This window comes from Sulfolobales archaeon (genome assembly GCA_038881635.1).
Lineage (GTDB): Archaea > Thermoproteota > Thermoprotei_A > Sulfolobales > AG1 > WYEN01.
Genome location: JAVZPJ010000002.1, coordinates 162,359 through 183,846, shown reverse-complemented (window position 1 = coordinate 183,846; position 21,488 = coordinate 162,359). Strand labels below are relative to the sequence as shown.

At 39.8% G+C, this 21,488-nt stretch carries 19 protein-coding genes; 10 read left to right on the top strand and 9 right to left on the bottom strand.

The window, feature by feature from the left end; translation table 11 throughout:
- Nucleotides 1-106 precede the first annotated feature (106 nt).
- The gene (locus QXS89_02640) at nucleotides 107-1,327 is read right to left on the bottom strand and encodes a pyridoxal phosphate-dependent aminotransferase (GenBank protein ID MEM3831078.1); all 1,221 of its coding nucleotides are present in this window, start codon (nucleotides 1,325-1,327) and stop codon (nucleotides 107-109) included.
- 235 nt (nucleotides 1,328-1,562) lie between these two features.
- Between QXS89_02640 and amrS the strand changes: the two genes are divergently transcribed.
- Nucleotides 1,563-2,684, top strand: coding sequence for an AmmeMemoRadiSam system radical SAM enzyme (gene amrS, locus QXS89_02635; protein MEM3831077.1), 1,122 nt, complete (start codon nucleotides 1,563-1,565; stop codon nucleotides 2,682-2,684).
- Here the strand turns inward: amrS and QXS89_02630 are convergent.
- Nucleotides 2,679-3,752, bottom strand: a complete 1,074-nt coding sequence (locus QXS89_02630) for an acetoin utilization protein AcuC (GenBank protein ID MEM3831076.1) — start codon at nucleotides 3,750-3,752, stop codon at nucleotides 2,679-2,681. The two genes, amrS and QXS89_02630, sit on opposite strands and share 6 nt — an antisense overlap.
- A gap of 53 nt (nucleotides 3,753-3,805) precedes the next feature.
- Between QXS89_02630 and QXS89_02625 the strand changes: the two genes are divergently transcribed.
- Nucleotides 3,806-5,050: a sugar phosphate nucleotidyltransferase gene (locus tag QXS89_02625; GenBank protein ID MEM3831075.1), complete on the top strand. Its 1,245-nt coding sequence runs from the start codon at nucleotides 3,806-3,808 to the stop codon at nucleotides 5,048-5,050.
- Nucleotides 5,051-5,053: 3 nt separating this feature from the next.
- Here QXS89_02625 and QXS89_02620 read toward each other — a convergent pair whose 3' ends face one another.
- Nucleotides 5,054-5,911, bottom strand: coding sequence for a twin-arginine translocase subunit TatC (locus tag QXS89_02620; GenBank protein ID MEM3831074.1), 858 nt, complete (start codon nucleotides 5,909-5,911; stop codon nucleotides 5,054-5,056).
- 226 nt (nucleotides 5,912-6,137) lie between these two features.
- On the opposite strand from QXS89_02620, the gene QXS89_02615 reads away from it, so the two are divergent.
- From QXS89_02615 to QXS89_02595, 5 genes are all read left to right on the top strand, one after another.
- A complete protein-coding gene (locus QXS89_02615) occupies nucleotides 6,138-6,734 on the top strand; it encodes a hypothetical protein (GenBank protein MEM3831073.1) in 597 nt (198 codons plus the stop codon).
- Nucleotides 6,735-6,748: 14 nt separating this feature from the next.
- On the top strand, nucleotides 6,749-7,588 hold the full coding sequence (locus QXS89_02610) for a TIM barrel protein (protein ID MEM3831072.1): 840 nt from the start codon (nucleotides 6,749-6,751) through the stop codon (nucleotides 7,586-7,588).
- A 68-nt stretch (nucleotides 7,589-7,656) separates the two neighbouring features.
- The gene (locus QXS89_02605; GenBank protein MEM3831071.1) at nucleotides 7,657-7,977 is read left to right on the top strand and encodes a hypothetical protein; all 321 of its coding nucleotides are present in this window, start codon (nucleotides 7,657-7,659) and stop codon (nucleotides 7,975-7,977) included.
- 174 nt (nucleotides 7,978-8,151) lie between these two features.
- Entirely contained in the window at nucleotides 8,152-10,695 is a 2,544-nt protein-coding gene (locus QXS89_02600) for a penicillin acylase family protein (GenBank protein MEM3831070.1), read from the top strand.
- 9 nt (nucleotides 10,696-10,704) lie between these two features.
- Nucleotides 10,705-11,100 (top strand): hypothetical protein, encoded by a 396-nt coding sequence (locus tag QXS89_02595; protein ID MEM3831069.1) that lies wholly within the window; start codon nucleotides 10,705-10,707, stop codon nucleotides 11,098-11,100.
- A gap of 377 nt (nucleotides 11,101-11,477) precedes the next feature.
- Here the strand turns inward: QXS89_02595 and QXS89_02590 are convergent, their stop codons facing one another.
- Nucleotides 11,478-11,960 carry an Lrp/AsnC family transcriptional regulator gene (locus QXS89_02590; protein MEM3831068.1) on the bottom strand — a complete coding sequence of 161 codons (483 nt, stop codon included), beginning with the start codon at nucleotides 11,958-11,960 and terminating at the stop codon, nucleotides 11,478-11,480.
- 135 nt (nucleotides 11,961-12,095) lie between these two features.
- On the opposite strand from QXS89_02590, the gene glnA reads away from it, so the two are divergent.
- From glnA to QXS89_02575, 3 genes are all read left to right on the top strand, one after another.
- Entirely contained in the window at nucleotides 12,096-13,415 is a 1,320-nt protein-coding gene (gene glnA, locus QXS89_02585; GenBank protein ID MEM3831067.1) for a type I glutamate--ammonia ligase, read from the top strand.
- 254 nt (nucleotides 13,416-13,669) lie between these two features.
- A complete protein-coding gene (locus QXS89_02580; protein ID MEM3831066.1) occupies nucleotides 13,670-14,158 on the top strand; it encodes a Mut7-C RNAse domain-containing protein in 489 nt (162 codons plus the stop codon).
- A complete protein-coding gene (locus QXS89_02575) occupies nucleotides 14,155-14,457 on the top strand; it encodes a hypothetical protein (GenBank protein MEM3831065.1) in 303 nt (100 codons plus the stop codon). Before QXS89_02580 ends, QXS89_02575 begins: the two co-directional genes overlap by 4 nt.
- Nucleotides 14,458-14,690: 233 nt before the next feature.
- Here the strand turns inward: QXS89_02575 and QXS89_02570 are convergent, their stop codons facing one another.
- The 5 genes from QXS89_02570 to QXS89_02550 all read right to left on the bottom strand — a co-directional run bounded on the left by QXS89_02570 (nucleotide 14,691) and on the right by QXS89_02550 (nucleotide 21,488).
- On the bottom strand, nucleotides 14,691-14,894 hold the full coding sequence (locus QXS89_02570) for a hypothetical protein (protein ID MEM3831064.1): 204 nt from the start codon (nucleotides 14,892-14,894) through the stop codon (nucleotides 14,691-14,693).
- Nucleotides 14,895-15,162: 268 nt separating this feature from the next.
- Nucleotides 15,163-15,957: an electron transfer flavoprotein subunit beta/FixA family protein gene (locus QXS89_02565; GenBank protein MEM3831063.1), complete on the bottom strand. Its 795-nt coding sequence runs from the start codon at nucleotides 15,955-15,957 to the stop codon at nucleotides 15,163-15,165.
- Nucleotides 15,954-16,937, bottom strand: coding sequence for an electron transfer flavoprotein subunit alpha/FixB family protein (locus tag QXS89_02560; protein MEM3831062.1), 984 nt, complete (start codon nucleotides 16,935-16,937; stop codon nucleotides 15,954-15,956). Before QXS89_02560 ends, QXS89_02565 begins: the two co-directional genes overlap by 4 nt.
- A gap of 5 nt (nucleotides 16,938-16,942) precedes the next feature.
- Nucleotides 16,943-18,088, bottom strand: coding sequence for a (Fe-S)-binding protein (locus QXS89_02555; GenBank protein ID MEM3831061.1), 1,146 nt, complete (start codon nucleotides 18,086-18,088; stop codon nucleotides 16,943-16,945).
- A 4-nt stretch (nucleotides 18,089-18,092) separates the two neighbouring features.
- The gene (locus QXS89_02550; GenBank protein MEM3831060.1) at nucleotides 18,093-21,488 is read right to left on the bottom strand and encodes an FAD-dependent oxidoreductase; all 3,396 of its coding nucleotides are present in this window, start codon (nucleotides 21,486-21,488) and stop codon (nucleotides 18,093-18,095) included.

Below are 21,488 nucleotides of genomic sequence, written 5' to 3'. Positions count from 1 at the left end.
TGTTATTATCAATTCGATATATCAGATCTGTTCTCAGCCGAGATATTTCAACAGCATAGAATCTCTATGATTGAATTGGTTGAATAGATAAGATAGAAAGCTGGGTTTATCTGTTGAGAAGTTCTTTAATACCTTCTCTAATTCTCCTAACACCTTCTCTAATTCTCTCTTCAGAGATCGAGTAGCTAAGTCTTATGAAATCTCCTCCATTTATAGTTGAGAAAGCTGTTCCGGGAAGCACTATAACATGATGCTTATCTATGAGATACTCTACAAATTCCTCTACGCTCATCTTAACTTTCTCGAGAATCTCTTTTATCCTCGGATATATATAGAACGCTCCAAGAGGCTTCCAAACCTCTACACCATCTATCTTACTCAGTTCTTCATATACTACATCTCTTCTCCTCTGGAACAGCTGGATCATCTTCTTCACAGGTGTCCAGTCACCTCTTAAAGCATCTACCGCAGCCTCTTGAGCAAAACTTGTGGCACAGCTATATACGTTGACTGCAACTCTTATCATTTTCTCTGCAACATCTCTTCTGGCAACTATGTAGCCCAGCCTCCAGCCAGTCATTGAGAATGTTTTGCTAAATCCATTTATGAGTATTGCGTGATCCTTCCACCCGGGATACTCGCTCACACTCTTAAACGGAGTGTTATCATATATGAAGTTATCATATATTTCATCAGATAAAACTATCAAACCTCTTCTCTCAGCAAGTCTCATGATCTCGTGTATAATACTAGGCGGAAACACAGCTCCTGTAGGATTATGAGGATTGTTTATGACTATCATCTTAGTCCTACTTGTTATAGAACTCTCAATATTCTCAAGATCTATTTGAAAACCTTTTAATTTATCAAATTTAAGTGGTATGAACACGGGATTTCCTCCCATCATCTTCACAGCCTCTCCATAGGCTGGATAAGAAGGATCTATTATTATAGCTTCATCGCCGGGGTTTATATAGCTTGCAATCACTGTGAATATAGCTGTTTTCGCTCCTGTAGTAACTATGATCTCATCAGGATGTACAGAGGCTTGATATCTATTATTGAGATATTCCGCGATAGCCTCTCTAAGCTTATATATCCCTGCTGTCTCAGTGTATCCTGTAAATCTTCTGTCAAGAGATCTTTTAGCAGCTTCAATTATATGATCTGGTGTCGGAAGATCTGGCTGTCCAGCACCAAAACTTATAACATCATAACCCTTCTCAGAAAGACTTCTTGCAATAGCTATATATTTGAAGGCAAGCTCGCCTCTTATCTCATCAAGTAAAGATTTTAGATGGAGAGAAACAGGCGTGTTTCTTGACAATAGACAGAACACCTTTTTTATATATCTGATGAAAGCTAATAAACATGGTATGATGACCACCCGGCAAGACTGATAGATGAGGTAGGGTTGGAGTATCTGACCTTCTAAATCTCAGATCTTACCATCATTTGATGTGAATAGAATACGACATACTCATACACCTGCTTACCGTTTTCCGCAGGCATTCAAGGAATCTCTTAACTTATATGCTGTCTAAGCCTTAATATACTCTGATATGAGAAAAGCTGTTCTATATGAGAAGCTTGATAATAATAGAGTTATGTGTACTGCTTGTGCTAGAAGGTGCAGGCTTCTCCCAGGTCAGGTAGGCTTTTGCGGTGTTAGAGGTAATAGAGACGGGGATCTCTATCTCCTAGCTTATGGAATTCTAATAGCTATGAATGTGGATCCTATCGAGAAAAAACCTTTAATGCACTTCCACCCAGGATCTCAGGTTCTTTCAATAGCAACCACAGGATGTAACTGGGCTTGCGCCTACTGCCAGAACTATGATATTAGTCAGAGGAGAATCGTGGAAGGATTTCAGATAGAGCCTGAGGAGGTTGTGAAAACAGCTCTTGAAACAGGATCTGATGGGATCACATATACGTATAACGAGCCTACTATATTTATAGAATATGCTCATGATGTAGGTGTTCTAGCTCATAAGAAAGGGCTTTTCAATACTTTCGTATCCAACGGGTATCTAACCGATGAAGCTGTAGATTATCTATCAAGATTTCTTGATGCTATAACAGTTGATTTTAAGGGTAATGGAGATAGTAGATTTGCGAGGAGATATATCCAGATAATGAGTTATGAGCCTGTTTTCAATGCTTTGAAAGAGCTTAAGGATAAGAAGATCTTTATAGAGATAACAGATCTTGTGATCCCGAAGGTCGGAGACGATCTAGAGATGGCTAGAAAGCTTGTGAAATGGATCATAGATAATCTAGGTCCTGAAACACCTGTTCACTTCCTCAGATTCCATCCTGATTACAAGATGCTTGAATACCCTCCAACACCTGTTGAGACTTTGGAGAAACATGTTAGAATAGCTAGAGAGGAAGGTCTTAAATACGCTTACATAGGAAATGTACCTGGGCATCCTTACGAGCATACATACTGTCCTAGCTGTGGTAGAATTGTTATAGCAAGATATGGTTTCGAGATACTGGAGTGGAATCTAGATGAGGATAACAGATGCAGGTTCTGCGGGTATAAGATAAACATAGTAGGAGGTCTTAAGAAAAACTACTCACCCTACAGATCAAGATTCATATTCCTACCTCTCCATAGAAGAAAATATAAATCTGAGAAGCCTGAAGATCTTCTGAGGAGAGAAGTCTCTCTATAGGGATCTATAGTATCTTCTCAGTAGATTCTTGATCCTCTCCACAAGATCTCTAACGTAATAACTGGGCTCTCTATCGATACTCCTCTCTATCCTGTCATGAAGATCTGAGATATCTAGATCTAGATCTGCAAGTCTTATAAAACCTATACTCCATATCCTAGCAACATTCTCAGGCACATAACCACCACCACCTGTGACGAGGATCCTTCCTCCACTGGTTTCATGAGAGATCCTATGAATTATTCTCATGATCTCTTCATAACCGTAGGTGGTAAGCCCTAGACCTACTAGAGGATCTTCATAATGTGAGTCTGCACCATACTGAAGGATTATCAACTCAGGCTTGTATTCTAGAACTACCGGAACCACTATTTCTCTGAAAGCATATAGATATGAGGAGTCATCAGTATTCTCTGGTAGCGGAATATTGATCGTGTAACCCTCACCTTCTCCATAGCCTATCTCAGTATACCAACCACTTCCAGGATATATACCGTACCTATGAAGAGAGATCTTAAGAACACTAGATTCTTTATAGAATATATCCTGTGTACCATCACCATGATGCCCGTCAACATCTATCACAGCAATTCTTTTGAGACCATATCTTCTCTGAGCATGTCTAACGGCTACTGCCAGATCATTGAACACACAGAATCCTGCTGCCGCAGAAGTTCTCGCATGATGAAGTCCTCCGCAGGGGTTGAACGCATGATTATAAAATCCTGAGAGTACTAGATCCACTCCTTGTACAGATGCTCCAACCCTGGCTAGAGCTCCTTCGAAGACTCCCTTCCTAGCCGGTGTATCTCCATAATCTAGGAATCCCTCACCTCTTTCCGTAGCTTTCGCCACGAACTCTATATAGCTTCTATCATGAACCATGAGTAGCTCTTCTATGCTAGCTCTCCTAGCGGTCACAATATCTGCGAAGCCTTTCTCGAATACTTTCTTTCTCTCGAGTATTTCCAGCGCGAGCTTCCATCTGTAGGGTTTGAAGGGATGCCATGGTCCGAAATCGTATTTGAGAAAATCTTCTGAAACTAGAAATGCTGTTTTGCATGGCATGTTCTAGTCTGTTATATAATACTTTTGAAGCCTATTAAACTCAGGGCTCTGTAATGGAGTTGTTAATCCTTGCAGGAGGTAGAGGAGAGAGGCTTAGGCCTGTGACTGATACAAGACCGAAGCCTTTGATCCCTATTCTCGGAAGACCTCTCCTTCAGCTAACTCTAGACAGTTTTCTTAGCAGGGTATCTAGATTTCTTGTTGTAGCCGAGTATAGGTATGAAGATGTGAAGAGATTTATCGAATCCTATGCTAGTGAGAAGGGTGTTGAGATCGAGGTTATAAGACAGGGGAAGGAGCTGGGAACAGGTCATGCGGTTCAGGTAGCTCTCCCTCATATAAGATCTGAAGAGGTTATAGTTTTATACGGGGATCTTTTTATCGAGAAAAGCCTTGTAGATAGGATACTTTCAGCACCTGCGGAAAGTCTTGTAGGAGTCTCAGTACCTAATCCCTGGGAGTATGGTGTTCTACTTCTTGATGGAGACAGGGTTGTCAGAATCATTGAAAAACCTCATCCGCGTGAAGCTCCTTCGAATATGATTAACGCTGGGATCTACAAGTTCAGATCTAAGACTCTAGAACTTGTTAATAAGCTGGAGTTCTCTGAAAGAGGTGAGATAGAGCTTACAGATCTTATAGAGATTGCTAGGAGGAGTGATGTTGAGATTAAGCTGATAAGATCTTCTCAAGATGAGTGGAGTGAGATAGGAAGACCTTGGGATATTCTAGAGATCCATAAAAAACTTCTCTCGAGAATGAATGAGAGAACTATCAAGGGGAGGGTAGATCCTAGAGCTGTTATCGAAGGACCTGTCTATATTGGTGAGGGAGTGGTTGTAAAAGGTTCAACATATATCGAAGGACCTGTCTATATAGATGATGAAGCTGTTATAGGTCCTAACTCCTATATAAGACCCTACACCTATGTAGGTAGAAGAGCTCGTGTAGGCTTCTCTACAGAGGTTAAGGAAAGCGTTATTTTTGAAGGAGCTAAATTACCTCATCTTAACTACGTAGGTGATTCTGTAATCTGTGAGAACACGAATCTAGGAGCAGGAACTCTTATCGCTAATCTGAGATTCGACGAGCAACCTGTTAAAGTCTCCTTGAAGGGTTCTAGAGTTAGTAGTGGTAGGGTTAAACTAGGAGCATTTGTTGGAGGATATGTGAAGACAGGTATAAATGTATCGATACTACCCGGAGTTAAGGTGGGGGCGTACTCTATAATATATCCTGGGGTTGTTGTCGGTAGAGATGTTGAATACGGAAGTGTGATAAGATCTGATCTGATATGAAATCTAGATTGAAGACCTAGATCTTCTCCTGGCAATATGTTTCATATAGATATATGAAGGCTCGTACACGAGTATGAATAATAGAAAAAGCACTATAGCTGTCACATCTGGTAGGAAAAATACAAGAACTATCCATATTATAACGTAAAGTATCTTCCTATCTCTCATGAAACCTTGTCCGGGGGTTATGAATCCTAGTTCTACAGCTATTATCATTGCAAGAGGTATGAGAAATATTATCAGAGATCCTAGTATTGAGTTGAAGATCTCATCAATGAAACTCGATAGAGTTATGTAAAACTGAGCTCCAACAGATTCAGCCCATATAAGTCCTACACGGATTACCACCTTAGCCACTATAAAGTATCCAGCTAGAACTCCTCCCGCTAGGTATAATGCTGTGAGGATCGCATATTTCTTGAAAACCTTCTTCTCATGCTTATATAGTGCAGGCCATATGAAAGCTAGAATCTCATATGCTATATAGGGTGCTGATATTAGAAGAGCTAGTATCATAGCTACTCTTATTATAACGAAGAGAGGTGTTGTAGAACCTCCTGCGATAAGTATAGCTTCTGGAGGGAGAAGATATTCTCTGCTGAATTTAATGAATCTAGTTGTAAGAGAATCGTAACCTACACCGCTGAAGGTATTAATAGTGTTAACTAGAAATCTCAGAAAATCATCGAAGGAAACATTAGAACCCAGATTAAAATCTGAGTGGATAGTGAATATATTTAAAGGTGTGAAGAGGATCGCCGAAACAATCACATAGAATACTATTATCCTTTTAATCCTCACACCAAGTTCTTGGAAGTGCTCCATTAGAGGAGCTCTCTTTTCTTCTACTTCTTCACTCATGGCATTATTATCCGAATACTTATAATGAGGAGCGGGATATTAACTTCAGCTCATCAACCCGTAATCATCTCTCATACTATGTCGGCTTCATCATCTAATAATATATCTGATAATCCCAGCATATATGCTATAAATCTTGACAGTAGCTACCTACCTATGATATTATGTGTAAATGAATCTTCTTAATATTTTAACTCTTGAGTTATTCTAATCTGGTAGGGTTTGCTTGAGAAAGAGGTTCAATAGGATTCTTATACCGCTCCTGATCATAGTGGTAGTGGTTTCAGGTGTTATAGCGTACTTTAAACTCTCTCAGTCGGGAGCTGTAGAAAACGTTGGAGAAGGATATCTATCTCCTGGAACTCCTCCTAATATGATCCCTAATGGAGTTTATGTATGGGATTGGGATAAGAGTCTTTTCTACAGAGTTAATAGTAGTGGAGGCAGGTCTTATTATCTTCCTGAATCTGATGGGTATTATCTCTACTACTTCCATAATAATCTATGTCCGCACTGTCAGTACTTTGAATCAAAACTCCAGCCATTCTTAAGATCTGGGGGTGCTAACGATCTTAAGGGGAAGATCGAGATAATCCTCGTAGCATGCAACTGGTTTACAAGTGACTGCACAGATCCTATAGCTAGAAATACATTTACAGCGTTTAATGTGCTCTCAAGCCCTACATTTCTCCTGATTAGAATATCTAATGGAAAGATAGCTAATATCGTAGATATATCTCAAGAGTATATAAAGGCATTCCCAGGATCGAGTGAGTTTGAACCCGATAAAGTTTTTCTTCTAGTTAGAGCCTATGTATCTTAGCGAGGTCTAGCTCCATGAGACGTTTCACAAGACTTCTCTTCGGAACAGCTGGGATCCCCCTCTCCACATCTAAGAAAACTTCTCAAGCTGGTATCGTCAGAGTGAGAGAGCTGGGGCTCGATGCTATGGAGCTAGAGTTTGTTAGAGGTGTTAAGATGAGTATGGAGACAGCTCTTGAGGTTAAGAAGATTGCTGAGGAGAACAATGTAGTTCTAACAGTTCACGCACCTTACTATATTAATCTTAATAGCAGTGATAGCTCCAAGGTTAGAGAGAGTGCTGAGAGGATCATACAATCCGCTAGAGTAGGCTTCGCCGCTGGAGCTTTCTCCGTGGTATTTCACGCAGGATACTATGGGGGAGACACTCCTGGCAAGGCTTATCAAAGAATCAAGAATACTGTTAAAGAGATCTCGAGAGCTGTTAGAGATGAGGGGATCGAGATATGGCTCAGACCAGAGACTATGGGAGGACTTGCCGAATTTGGAGATCTTGAGGAGATCATATCTTTATCAGAAGAGATAGAAGGTATTCAGCCTGCAATAGATTTCGCTCATCTACATGCTAGAAGTATCGGTAGGTATAATACTTACGAGGAGATTTCATCGGTTCTCGAGCTCATTGAAAGAAGATTAGGTAGAGAAGCTTTAGAGAGGATGCATATTCATATGTCAGGAATCGAGTATGGTAGGCGTGGGGAGATTAAACATCTTAATTTAGAAGAATCTGATCTAAATTACAGAGATATTCTCAAGGCTCTTAAAGATTTCAAGGTTTATGGAGTAGTTATATCAGAATCACCTAATATAGAGGATGATGCTATTCTAATGAAGAAAACCTATGAGAATCTCTGAGCCTCCGAAGACCCATAATGAAAATACTGATATTAACATGATTGAACAATTTCTATTAGGAGAGTGAAATGTCTCAGGAGATATTTAAAGTCTCTAAAACTAGGAGAGGCTTCTCTATAAAGAATATGAGCAACGAAAAGATAAAATTGATATCTGCCGAGATCTTGTACTACTACACGATCTCATCAACTAAATCCTCTTCTGAGGAATATGCAAGTCAGAGGTATGGAAGAAAGCTAGATAAAGAAGTCATACATCTCGGAAGAGAGATAGGACCTGGAGAGGTCATAGAAATAGAGTTCCACCCTCCAGAATTGATCGAATCGATAAAGATTTTCTATGAAAGTAGAGAAGGGATCATGAAAAACATAGTATTAAAACCCAGCTGAAAGCATGATATTATCTTCTGCATGTACTTCTAGAGAAAATACAGAAACATTATATCGAATGAGAATCTGCTATACAGAGCTCTAGTGAGAGGTAAGATTAAAAAGTCATCATAAAAACATCATATAATGTTTTATATTTTATTATTTGTTTATACATAGATTGGCGACGGTGTTTTGAGCATCTTTAAAGAAACACTTGCTACAGTAATATCTCTCATACTTATAATACTGATAACAATGTCCTTAGGATCTGTGGCTTCTCTTATGAATCCTTACTCTGGTGTGTGGACAGAGATTGGAAGAGGAGATTTTAGAGGCGAAGTAAAGATCAGCATTAAAGGTCTTGACGGTGAGACAGTGATCTTATTTGACAAATATATGATTCCACATATATTTGCATCAAGCGATCGAGATGCTGCTTATGCTCTTGGATATGTTCACGCATACCACAGATTATGGCAGATGGATATTCAAAGAAGACTTGCAGAAGGAAGGCTCTCAGAGATACTGGGTATCTCAACTTTAAAACAAGATATATTTATGAGAATAATAGGACTCTATAGATCCGCTGTAAATACTACGAAATACCTTGAGAGCTCATATCCAGAGGTCTACTCGATACTAAAAGCATATGCAGAAGGAGTTAATAAAGCTATATATGATATGAAAAGTAGCAGAGAACTGCCTATAATGTTTAAGCTATTAGGATACGAGCCTGAACCGTGGAAACCTGAAGATAGTATTGCATGGTCTTTATACATGGCTTGGGAGCTTACAAACTTCTTTGAACCTTTAAAACTCACATATCTAGCGATAAAACTAGGGCCTGAAGATACTAATATCTTATTTCCTACTCATCCCTACTATGCTGATAACGTGACAGTGATTCCTGGTAATGGCAGTATTGATGCTATGAGAATAAATAAGGATCCTGAGTATCTCAGAAGTCTTAATTGGTTTTCACAGTGGGCTACAGGAATAGATCTCAGTGATCAGAATCTTACAAAACAGATCTTAGACGCAATAGAATCTATATTAGATCTCAGCGGTGAAAAACCTGCTAGCATAGGGAGTAATAATTGGGTTGTAGGACCATCTAGATCTGCTGTAGGTGGAGCTATGCTTGCTGATGATCCACATCTCTCTCTCAATATACCAGCTGTATGGTATGAAGCTCATATAAAGACTCCTGATATGAATGTAAGAGGTGTAACTCTTCCAGGCATCCCCTTCATAATAATAGGATTCAACGAGTACATAGCCTGGGGTCTCACAAACACTCAGATAGGAGTTATGGATTTCTATCTAGAGAAGATATCTAATGACTCTTACTATTACAAGGGAGAGTGGAGACCTCTGAAGATCGTTGAAGAACCTATAAAGGTTAAAGGTTATGGAATCTATACGCTGAAAGTTAACATAACAGCTAATGGCCCTATAATGAGCACTAGAGGAGCTCCTATATCGTTTAGATGGGTTGGAAATGCTGGTTATATGAATGATGACAGCGGGATCACCAGACAGTCTATAGCTATATATCTTGTGAATAAAGCTAGAAGCTATAAGGAGCTTATCGAAGCACTCAGATATTGGGATGTACCTTCGCAGAACTGGGCTTTCATAGATAGGGAAAACAATTATGGGATAATAATCCCTGGCCTCTTCCCATATAGAAGTATAAGACTTCCTGATGGCGATATGGTGAAAGTTGTAGGATCCAGATCTATATTAAACGGGAGTGGAGGCTATGAATGGGAGGGCTACATACCTTACGAGCAGCTACCGAGAATTATCAATCCTCAAAGAGGATGGGCTGCAGCACCTAATCAAATGAGTGTAGGCCCTTACTATCCTTATTTCATTCTAGGAGCTTGGTGGGATCCTGGCGCTAGAGCTCAGAGAATATTTCAGCTTCTCTCGAGTAAAGATAGACATTCTGTGGAGGATATGATGAGATATCAAGCTGACATATATCTATGGTACGCCTCGTCCACAACTCCTCTTCTGATTAGAACTCTCGAGAAGTTCAGAGATCTAGATCCTATAGAGATAGAAGCTCTTAAAATCCTCGCATCATGGGATTATAGGATGGGTAAAGATCTTGTAGCACCAACCATATGGTGGGCATGGTTCTCAGCTTTGTACGATGAAGTTTTCTCAAAGATCTACTTAGATAGAGGAATTAATCTTAGATTCTATCCTTCAGAGGATGCGATGATATGGTTGATCCAGAATATGCCGAATTCAAAATGGTTTGGAGGGAATCTAAGCGAGGTATTTAGAAGAGCTTTCTCTAAGGCCTTAAACAGTATTAAATCAGTTTATGGAGATGATATAAACTCCTGGACTTGGGGAAGGATTCATATGCTATATATAGCTCATTTAAGCGGGTTAAAACCTCTTTCTATAGGACCGATACCAGAGGATGGAGCTTCAGCTACTCTCATGAATGCGGGCTTCTCATATGATCTTAGAAACCTTGGTGGTGGTACTTATGTTAGGACAGGTCCTAGCTGGAGGATTGTAGCTTATGTTGAGAAAGGCTCTATAAAAGCCTACGGAATATATCCAGGTGGTCAGAGTGAGAATCCATTCAGCAATTACTACGAGAACTTTTTCAATACCTGGTATAACTACAGCTATAGAGAGCTAGATCTGCCTACATCTCCTGATACTGTAGAAGATCGCATAGCCCTAATAATCATGATCCCTGGATAGGTGGTTTCAATGAGCATAATTAAAGATCATGTCATCCCGATCTCACTAGGAGTAGTACTTGGAGTATCAGGAGGAGTTCTAGGTATCGAGTGGGCGTGGATTTCAATTATCATAGCAGCGCCTGCAGCTCTTCTCTCATCAAAAACTAGTAAGAGCATTCTCAACACTCTTATAACTTCCCTAATAGTCTTTACAACACCTCTCATAGTGTATATCTCTAGAGATTCTCAAGTGATAAAAGTATTAGACATACTATCATCTATAGCAGGAGTCAACCAGATGCTACTCCTAATCCTTCCAGTAAGCATATACGTAGTCATATCAATACTCTCATGCATATTAATAGTATCTTTAAAGAGAATACTATTATCTCTCACATCTACCAGAGGTTCAGCTATTATATAGATTTATATCCGTTGATTCTATCACCTCATTTTTCTCTGTATTTTACTCGGGTTCTCATCGGGCTAAGGGTGTTAGGACAACCCCAGATACTACACATCTCGGGATGTCTCGAGGAGAGCCATATCTAGGGCTTTACAAAGATTTTCAATCTCTTACTCGAGACTGGCTTCATATGTTGCTGGTAGAGTACTTAAGCGTTTTCTATGCACTACACAATAGATATAGAACCCGAAATAGCTACACAAGAACTTGCTTCCTAGATGATTATTATTATCAGCTGCACCTATCTTTTGATTCGAGAGATATTCGACTAGCAGGTAAGATCCATGGGTATGCAGGGATCCTGGTATTATCATTCTCTCATGCCTGAAAATATTCTAAGATGAGAATATCAGCGATAGATCCTCATCTATATTAGGTTTTTCCTTAGCTATTCTAAGAACTATGTTGGTGACAGATCTCTTTATATAGGGGTTTTTCAGTATTCTTTTTATGAAGCTATTGAGATCTTCTACATCTCTAAATGTTGTTATTATAGCTACATCATATTCTCCTGTTATATCATATACAGCTCTCACATTCTTCTCTTCTGAGAGTATTCTCTCGATCTCTTCTATGTAAGCTCCCTCGACTTGTAGAAGTGTTAGAGCATTGATCTGATAGCCTAAAGCCTGGTAGTCTATGATCGCTGTGTAGCCTCTTATAATTCCTAGTTTCTCTAGTCTTTTAATCTTACTTGATATAGTTGAAGGAGGTTTGCCCAGTCTTCTAGCTATCTCTCTTATATTTTCTCGGGAATTTCTTTTGAGAATCTCGAGAATTCTCAGATCGGTTTCATCCAGTATTACCCTCTTGAACATAGTACTCACACCACGTAATATAATATATACAAAAACTATATTTAAGATGGATATGCTCAGAAATCGTTCTAAAAGATCCTCTTAAAAATATTACTCGTCCGAAAAAACATATACCCCGTGAGACGTGAGAATAGAATGAATGAATCTGAGGAGAGAAAGAGATTATTAATACACTACACAGATCTAGCAGGATTCTTAAGAAGTGTTGAAACACAGTATAATAATAGCAGAAAATTCTCAGCAACATTTGATGGAAGTAGTGTGAAAGGTTTTGCAGATATTAATAAGAGTGACATGCTTCTAGACTACGATCCTAGAACCCTAAGGATTGTTCCATGGGATAAGAGCATGTATAGAGCTATAGGGAGGGTATATAATTATGATGAAAGAAGATCTGATAGAGATCCAAGGTATATTGCCGAGAAAACAGATTCATATCTAAAGGATCACGGCTACAACGCTTTAGTAGGTGCCGAGATCGAGTTCTTCATATTCAATTCAGTGAGAATACTTGGAGATAGATCTCATTATGAAAGCGGTTTCTCAGTAGATCCTGGAGATAGATTTAGACCTGAGAAAGGTTATCATACGCTAGACTCAGGAGATAGGATAAGTTCATTCAGACTACTTCTAGCAAAATACCTCGAAGAACTAGGCTATAGTGTTGAAACATCGCATCACGAAGTCGCAACATCACAAATCGAAACATCACTAGGCTCAGGAGATCCTGTGACAGCTGGTGATAGTGTTATCACAATTAAATGGGTTGCAAGACATATCGCTAGAGAAAGCGGCATGATAGCTGTTTTCATGCCTAAGCCTATATATGGTGAGAATGGTAGTGGAATGCATCTCCATATAAGCTTGTGGGATTCTGATAGAAGAAGGAATCTATTCGCCTCGGAAGACAATGGATTAAGCGATGTTGGAAGATACTTCATAGGAGGATTGATAGAGCATTGTAGAAGTCTCTCAGCTATTGTAGCTCCTACTAGTAATAGTTATAAGAGACTTGTTCCAGGCTACGAAGCTCCTGTATACTGTGTGTGGGGTTTCTATAATAGAAGTGCTGGTATTAGAATACCTTATGCAGGAGATCCTAGGAGGATCAGATTAGAGTTCAGAGTACCGGATCCCTCTTCAAATCCCTATTTAGCAATATCCGCAGTTCTCATGGCAGGTCTTGACGGGATCAAGAAGAAGATAGATCCAGGAGAACCTTACGAGGATAACATATATAGATTATCGGAGAAAGAAATTAGAGAGAAAAGATTAAAAGTACTTCCAAGAGATCTAATTCAAGCTCTAGAAGAGCTTGAGAGCGATCAAGAATATCTAAAACCTGTTTTCAGCAGAGATCTCATAGAGAAGTATATAGAGATTAAAAAACAAGAAGCGAGAGAAGTTCTTATGAGACCACACCCCTACGAATATATCTTATACCTAGATCTTTAGTTAGTTTTTAAATCCCCTGAAAACCCTAGCTATAATTCTAACTCAGCCTGAATTATGAGATTTCTCTCGATCACGGAAGAGGATTGTGAAAACTCGTTGATGATAAGTAAGCGAAGCTAAACCAATCAAACCTATGAAAACAGAATCAATTATGCTATATATCTGGCTTCTGATATAAGTGTAAGGATTCTAGATTCCACTCGATTCTGGTGATACTGCTTATATTAGTTGCTAGCATCTATTCTCATAGGTGGATGAGCAGATCAATGTCTCTAGAGCTTAGATTCATAGTTGATACGATGCTTGGCAGTCTCGCCAGATGGCTCAGGATCTTAGGCTATGATTCTCTCTACGATAGAAATTATGATGACTGGAGAATTATAAGGATAGCTTCAGAAGATAGAAGAATTATAATTACAAAAGATAGAGGTCTCTACATAACTGCTAGGAAAAAAGGTTTAGATGCCATACTTATAGAGGATGAAAACATAGCAGAAGCTCTTAAAAATCTTAGAAGAAGATATGGTATAAAACTAGAGATAGATCCGAAGAATACGAGATGCCCTATATGTAATAATCTTCTGAGAAGAACATCATCAGTAATAGATATCGCAGGGAGAGTGCCTGAAAGTGTTGCGAAAAACTATAAAGAGTTCTGGATATGCGATAAATGTGGAAGGGTTTACTGGAGAGGAAGACATTGGAGAAGTATTGAGAAGATTCTTTCTCAGGCGAGATCATGATAGGAGAATCTGAGGATGCTAGAGTTATTGTGAAGATCTATGGAGTTTTAAGAGATACTCTAGGCTGGAGTGAGAAGATCTTTAGAATAGAGAAAGGAATCTCTCTAAAAGAATTTCTAGAAAGAGAAGTACCCGAGATCATAGACTATATAGAAGGAGAGAGCCAACAGAACTTTGAAAGCGATAGAGGAATCATACTACTTGTAGGAGGTGTTATAACACCTCTAAAAGATATTAATAAGATAATGATCTCGAGAGATCTCGAGATCGAGATACTACCATCAATAATAGGAGGCTGATCTCATATATACCTAAGCTTTTGAAGAAGATTCTCTACCTAGAGATGGTATTAGCAGAGGCACTAGAATGCTTCATCATAAAACTTTTCTCAGGATCTTTGGCGACACCTTGAAGCATGATCTAACGAAAAACTCAGAGAATCTCCACATACTATAACCCTGTATAACCTGAGAAAAAGATTACACTAAACACAGAGAGTATAGCATCATACATTTATTCTAAACTCTTAAAATTAGTCGGCGGAATAAGTCTCCTCATATAGCTCAGGATCAGGACATGGAGATACATAAAGCTCGTGAGCTATATGAAGATCATAATCTTCCTTATACACATCATGCCCGCAATTAAGGCACCACATGAAGTCATACCATGATATATTCTTTCTAGCATACTCATGACAGAAACTATCTCTACTAGATATAATCCTTCTCTTCATGCAACATCCAAGAGAAGGATAATGAAGAACAGGTCTCCAATAAATACAATTTCTACAAATCTTTATAGTATAATAACTCATAGAAAACATCCCCATAATATATTATGCTTAAAGGTATATTTATTTATACATATATGTTTTCATAAGATGATCCTCAATTTAATATTAAAATAAATATAGCTGTTAACGTAGATAATACCAATTTATTAAGAAACTGTATTAAACCCCTAAATTACTATCATCACAAGTAAAGTTCTTGGATACTATGTTAGATACTCTTTAGAATTCTGAGGAATTCCTCAACGCCTTCATCTATGTTTTCAATAATTCTTCGAGCTCTTTCAGGAGGCTTGATCTCTACAAGTTCTCTAACTCTAGAAGGAGATCCTATCAGACCTACCTCATCAGGTTTTAATCCGAGATCTGCTGCACTCCATATTGTTAGCTTGTACTCTTTCTCAGCCCACTTCTTTCTCCTGAAGTCCGGGAATCTAGGTGTATTGATACCGAGCTCTATTGAGAGTACTGCAGGTATTGGAAGCTCTATATCTTCATAACCTCCCTTTATAGTTCTTCTTACGACTACTCTTCCCCTCTCGAGATCTAGGTCAAGTATTTTCGATACATATGTGGCTTGAGAGTATCCAAGCCATGCAGCAATTCCTGGAGGAACCTGACCTGTGGAGCCGTCTGAACTTTCTTCGCCACATAGAACTAGAGTTGCCCCACCTATCTTCTGTATAGCTCTTGCCAGGACCATTGATGTGACATAAGCATCGCTTCCTGCAAGAACTCTATCGCTTATTAGTATGGCGTCGTCAGCACCCATTGCTAAAGCTATTCTAAGAAACGGATCGAAGAAGGGAGGTCCCATAGAGAGTACTAGAACTCTGCCGCCATATCTCTCTTTAAGCTTTAGAGCTTCCTCAAGTGCATTCTTATCGGCTTGATTAATCTCGTTTGTTGCCTTAGATCTATCTACAGTTTTTGTATTCGGATCAAATCTGATCTCCTCAGTTTTAGGAACAACCTTCATAGTAACCACGTACAGAGGCTTACTCATCCTCCCACCTCCTCAAGTCTTTTTCTAAGCTTTCTAAGAAACTCATATAGATCTCCTACTATGAATAGATCTGAGTACTCTCTTATAGGAGCCTCAGGATCTATATTCACAGAAACCACATATTTACAATCTCTGATCCCTGAAACAAAATGAGGAGCACCGCTAGCTCCTAGAATCAGAGCTATCTTAGATTTAACAGATATACCTGTAGACCCCACCTGAAGATCTCTTGGAGCGAGTCCTGCATCAGCAATAGGTCTTGTCACGGCGTATTCAGCCCTCATAATTCTAGCCAGATCTTTTACAGCTTCAAGATCTTGAAGACATCCGGCTCCTGCTATCACAATTCTCTCAGCCTTAGAGATGTCAGGTCTAGCTTCCTTGAATCTTCTGATTTTCCTAATGCTACTACTGAGGTCTCTGGCGATCTCGCTTTCATCGATGATCTCAGGCTTCAGATCCTCTCTAGAAACAGGTTTGAAAACACCAGGTGTCACAGTAGCCATCTCGGGGATTGTAGTACACTCGCAAACCGCAGCAATGCTACCTCCAAATCCTGGAACCATCGCGTTCATCCTCATGCTACTAGGCTCTATATCTATAGATATAACATGTGCAAGAAGACATGTTCTAAGCATCACAGCAATTCTACCAGCAAGATCTCTAGAATCTCTTGTTGCAGGAAGTAGAAGGTATCTAGGCTTATACTTTCTAATCAATCTAACCAAAGTTTCTGAGAACAGATCCGAGTGATATGATCTGAAGAGAGGATTCTCAACATATATAATTCTATCAGCACCATAAGAATATATATTCTTCACTATATCTCTCGCAGAATCTGCTAGGAGAAATGCTGACACAGGGATATTAAATTTATCGCCAAGTTCTCTTACTCTTCCTAGTATCTCTAGAGATGTTTCTTCAACAATCCCCTCATCCTGTTCTATATACACTCCAAAACCTCTCCACTCAGCCTCCATAAAGATCACACCATATTAGATGAGATAAGCTCTGAAACATCAGCAACACTTGATATACTAGACTTCCTGATCTTAAGCTCGTCCACGAACATTCTCATACAGAACTGGCATGCTGTGGCAAGAACCTCCGCACCTACAGCCTCAGCTTCTCTAATTCTATTCACAGCTATTCTCACACTACTTTCCCTGGCAAAGATCATCCCACCACCAGCACCGCAGCATAGAGTATTTTCTCTAGTATGCTCCATTTCAATGAATCTTATCCTAGGTATGTTTTCTATGATATTTCTAGGCTCTTCATGTATCCTCAAGTATCTAGCCAGATAACATGGATCATGATATGACACTATATGAATGTTTTCAGGCTCTCTAACTCTTATCTTACCTTTAGAGAGTAGTTCTGAGAGTACCTCTGTATGATGGTATACTTCTACGGGCATTTTAAACCCTAGATCTGGATATATCTTTCTAAACATGTAGAGTGTGTGAGGTGATAGAACTACTAAAGGTGCTTCGATCTTCTCGAGAAGCTCTCTAAGTCTTCCAATATATTCTTCTAGGAAGTAGATCTCTCCAGATTGATATGCTACATCACCACAGCACATGGAATCTACTACCCCAATGTTAAAACCTGCAGCTCTGAAGATCTTTATAACAGATCTAAGAATCTTCTGAGAGAGAGGATCTATGGTTGTGAAACAGCATGGATATATAACATAATCAGGTTTAGAACCGCTAGAAATCTGAAGATCTCTGAAACTGATCCTGAATTTCCTGATCTCGCCAGATCCATAACCCCAAGGATTTCCAGCTTCATAAAGTCTCCAAAGAACTTCTGAAAACCTCTGATCCCTCTTCTTCTCGGATAAAATCTCTCTAAAACCTCTTATTACACCTGGTATGTCAACCCCTCTAGGACAAGATGAAGCGCATACACCGCAGGTTGTGCAGTTCCATACTATTCTAACTAGATCTTCTTCAGACGGTATGATCCCGTACTGAGCGTATTTAACTAGTTTTCTTATATAGTTTACCGAGGAATCTCCTGCTAAAGGACATATAGCAGTGCATGTTCCACATTGGTAGCATAACCCGAGGGTTCCTGAGGATCTTCTTATAAGTCTTTCTCTAATACCTGGATCAACTCTCATAAGATCACCTGCCGATTGATTTACCCAGTTTTACAATAGTTTCTCTGACCTCCTCTGGTTTAAGAGATGCTATAACTCTTTCAGCTTCTCTCATAGCTTCAACAAGATCTGTTACATCGGGGGCTCCGAACAGTCTTAGCTGAAGTCTCTCAGGTCTTATGCCTAGATGCTCGATTCTCTTCCTCCACATTTCAAATCTTCTCACGGTATTGTAATTAGCTGTTATGAAGTGGCAGTCTCCAAGCCTGCATCCCGTCACGAGAACCATTCCAGCACCTCTGGCAAAAGCTCTCTCAATATGCTTCCAAGATACTCTTGAAGAGCATAGAAGTCTTATGGTCCTCCCCACTGCAGGATACTGTAGCTTTAGTATTCCCGCATTATCTGATGCCGCGTATGAACAGTAGGCGCATGTGAATACTATAGCTTTCTTCTCGGGTTCTTCTTCTAGAGCTGCATCTATCTGAGCGAATATATCTTCATCTGTGAATGCTGGTATGGTAATCGCACCTGTAGGACATTCAGCAGCACAAGCACCACAACCCATGCATGCTGCAGGTGAGAAGTTCAGATACTTACCAACCTCACCCTTTAAAGCTCCATAGGGGCATACCTTGGTACAGAGCATGCATAATCTACACTTCTTCATATCGATCTGAGGTATGAAGGGATCTTTCTCGACAAAACCTATGCTGAGAACAGATATAGCTCTAGAAGCTGCAGCCATTCCATGAGCTATACTCTCGCTAATACTCTTAGGACCTTGAGCTACTCCTGCTAGAAAGATCCCTGCTGTAAGAGTTTCTGCAGGACCTAGTTTTGGATGGGCTTCTAGTAGGAATCCTTCTCTATCCTTTGATATTCTAAGTATACTAGCTATCTCATCAATACTCTTCCCAGGCGCAAGCCCTATATTGAGTATCACTGTATCTACGGGGATTTCAATCTCTGAACCCAATTCTCTATCGAATACTTTCAAACCTTCATCATCGAGTCTCACAACTTCTGTAAGATCAGAGTCTCTAGGTATTCTAACGAATATAACACCTTCTCTCGCAGCCTCTCTATATAGATCTTCTGCTTCAGGTGTGTATGCCATCAGATCCTTATATATGAGATATACCTCTCTACCGCTTCTCTTAATCTCCAAAGCCTTGTAAAGTGCCAGCTGGCAGCAGAACCTAGAACATCCTCTGAGCTTGTTTCTAGAACCCACACAATTCACTATAGCAACACTCTTACCCAGACTTTCGATACCTACTCTCTCTAGGTCTAGTGTTGTGAGAACATTCTTTCTAACACCGTAGCCCAGCTCATTAGGCGTGTAAGGTTCTCCGCCTACTGCGACAATTATACCACCTACTGTAAGCTCTTCACCGCTACTTAATCTAACCTGGAACTGTCCTACGAATCCTGAGACCTCTACAACTCTTGTATTTGTAAGTATCTTCACACCTGCCTCAGAAGCTTCTCTAACAAGATCCTCTAAAAGCTCTCTAGCATTCACACCTCTAGGAGCTATTCTGCTGAGGATCCTGAGAAAACCTCCTACCTCAGGTTCTTTCTCTACTAGTATAGTCTCAATTCCTGCTCTCGCAGTTGCTATAGCTGCTGCAAGCCCTGCAGGTCCTCCACCTATTACTAGAACTCTTTTAACCACGGGAACCTTGATCTTCTCCAAAGGTCTTAGATAGAAAGCTTTTCTAACAGCCATTTTAATCATATCAAAAGACTTCCTAGTAGCGATAGAAGTATCCGGATGAACCCATGTACAGAGGTTTCTTATGTTAGCCATGTCAACGGTATAGGGATTCATACCTCCATTAGCTGCAGCATCTCTGAAGAATCTAAGATGAGTTGCAGGACTACATGCTGCTACAATCACTCTATTAAGCTTCTTCTCTGCAATAACCTGGCTAATCCTATCAAGTCCTGACCTGGCGCATGCAAACATGAGATCCTCAGCATGAACAACTCCGGGAAGCTTAGAGCTCATCTCAACAAGCTTAGGAACATCAGCTACACCAGCTATGTTGGTACCACAGTGGCATATGAACACTCCTATTCTAGGTTCTTCATATCTTATCTCGGGATCTGGTTTGAATTCTTTGTAAGGCCACTCTCTAATTCTTATACTTCTCTGAGCCATAGCAGCTGCCGCAGCACCTTCTATAACGCTATCGCATATATCCTTAGGATGCGATGCCGACCCGGCTACATATACGCCCTCTCTAGATGTCTGAACAGGATTAACAGGAGAAGTTCTAATAAACCCGTGTTCATCGATTTCGACACCGATTATCTTAGCCAGCTTCTCAATATCTCTTGAAGGCTTCACCGCCGGAGCTAGAACAACTAGATCGAATTCTCTCTCCTCGATAAAGCCTTTCTCAGTGTTCTCGAATCTAACTAGAAGTTTTCCATTTCTTTCAGCAATGCCTACAGGTTTTCCAAATAATATTTCAACACCTTCTTCTCTAGCTCTTCTATAGAAATGTTCAAAACCTTTACCATAGGTTCTTATATCATTCATATAGAGTATTGAGACATGCTTTATATTATGTATCTTAGCTTGTATAGCTTGTTTAAGAAGATATGTACAGCAAAATGCTGAGCATGTAGGTGTATACCTTCTATCTCTAGAACCAACGCATGATATGAATAGAATACTCTCAGGCTCTCTATGATCGCTTGGCCTCACTATATGACCCATCGAAGGTCCTGCAGCATTGATCATTCTCTCCCACTGATAAGATGTTATAACATTAGGATACTTACTATAGCCAGTCCACGGGATCTTAGCCGGGTCTATGAGTTCATATCCTGTGGCTATTATTATCGATGATACCTCTCTCTCGATTATAGTAGGTTTCATGAGAAAATCGATAGCCTTTATATCGCAGGCTTTGACACATCTATCACAAGGCATATAGTTGGGAGGTTTATTAAGACAGTTGTATATATCGATCATATATCTTCCAGGTTCGGCTTGCGGGAATGGTAGAAATATAGCTTTTCTAAGCCCTATCTCTCCATCAAATTCAGATGGAACTACTACAGGACACTCCTCAGCACACTTACCACATTTAGTGCATGCATCAGTAACATATCTAGGATGCACGAGGATCTTAACCCTATAAGGAGGTTTATCTCCTGAAACCTCTATAATCTCAGCAGGGGCTAGAAGCTCTATATTAGGATGTCTACTTGCATCAGATATCAGAGGTCCTTCTATGCAAATACTACAATCTAACGTGGGAAATGTCTTGTCTAGAAGAGCCATCTTACCTCCTATAGTAGGAGATCTATCTACTAGAACTACTTTAACACCTGAGCTTGCTAGATCTAGAGATGCTTGTATCCCTGCTATACCTCCGCCTATAACCAGAACTCTGTTCAC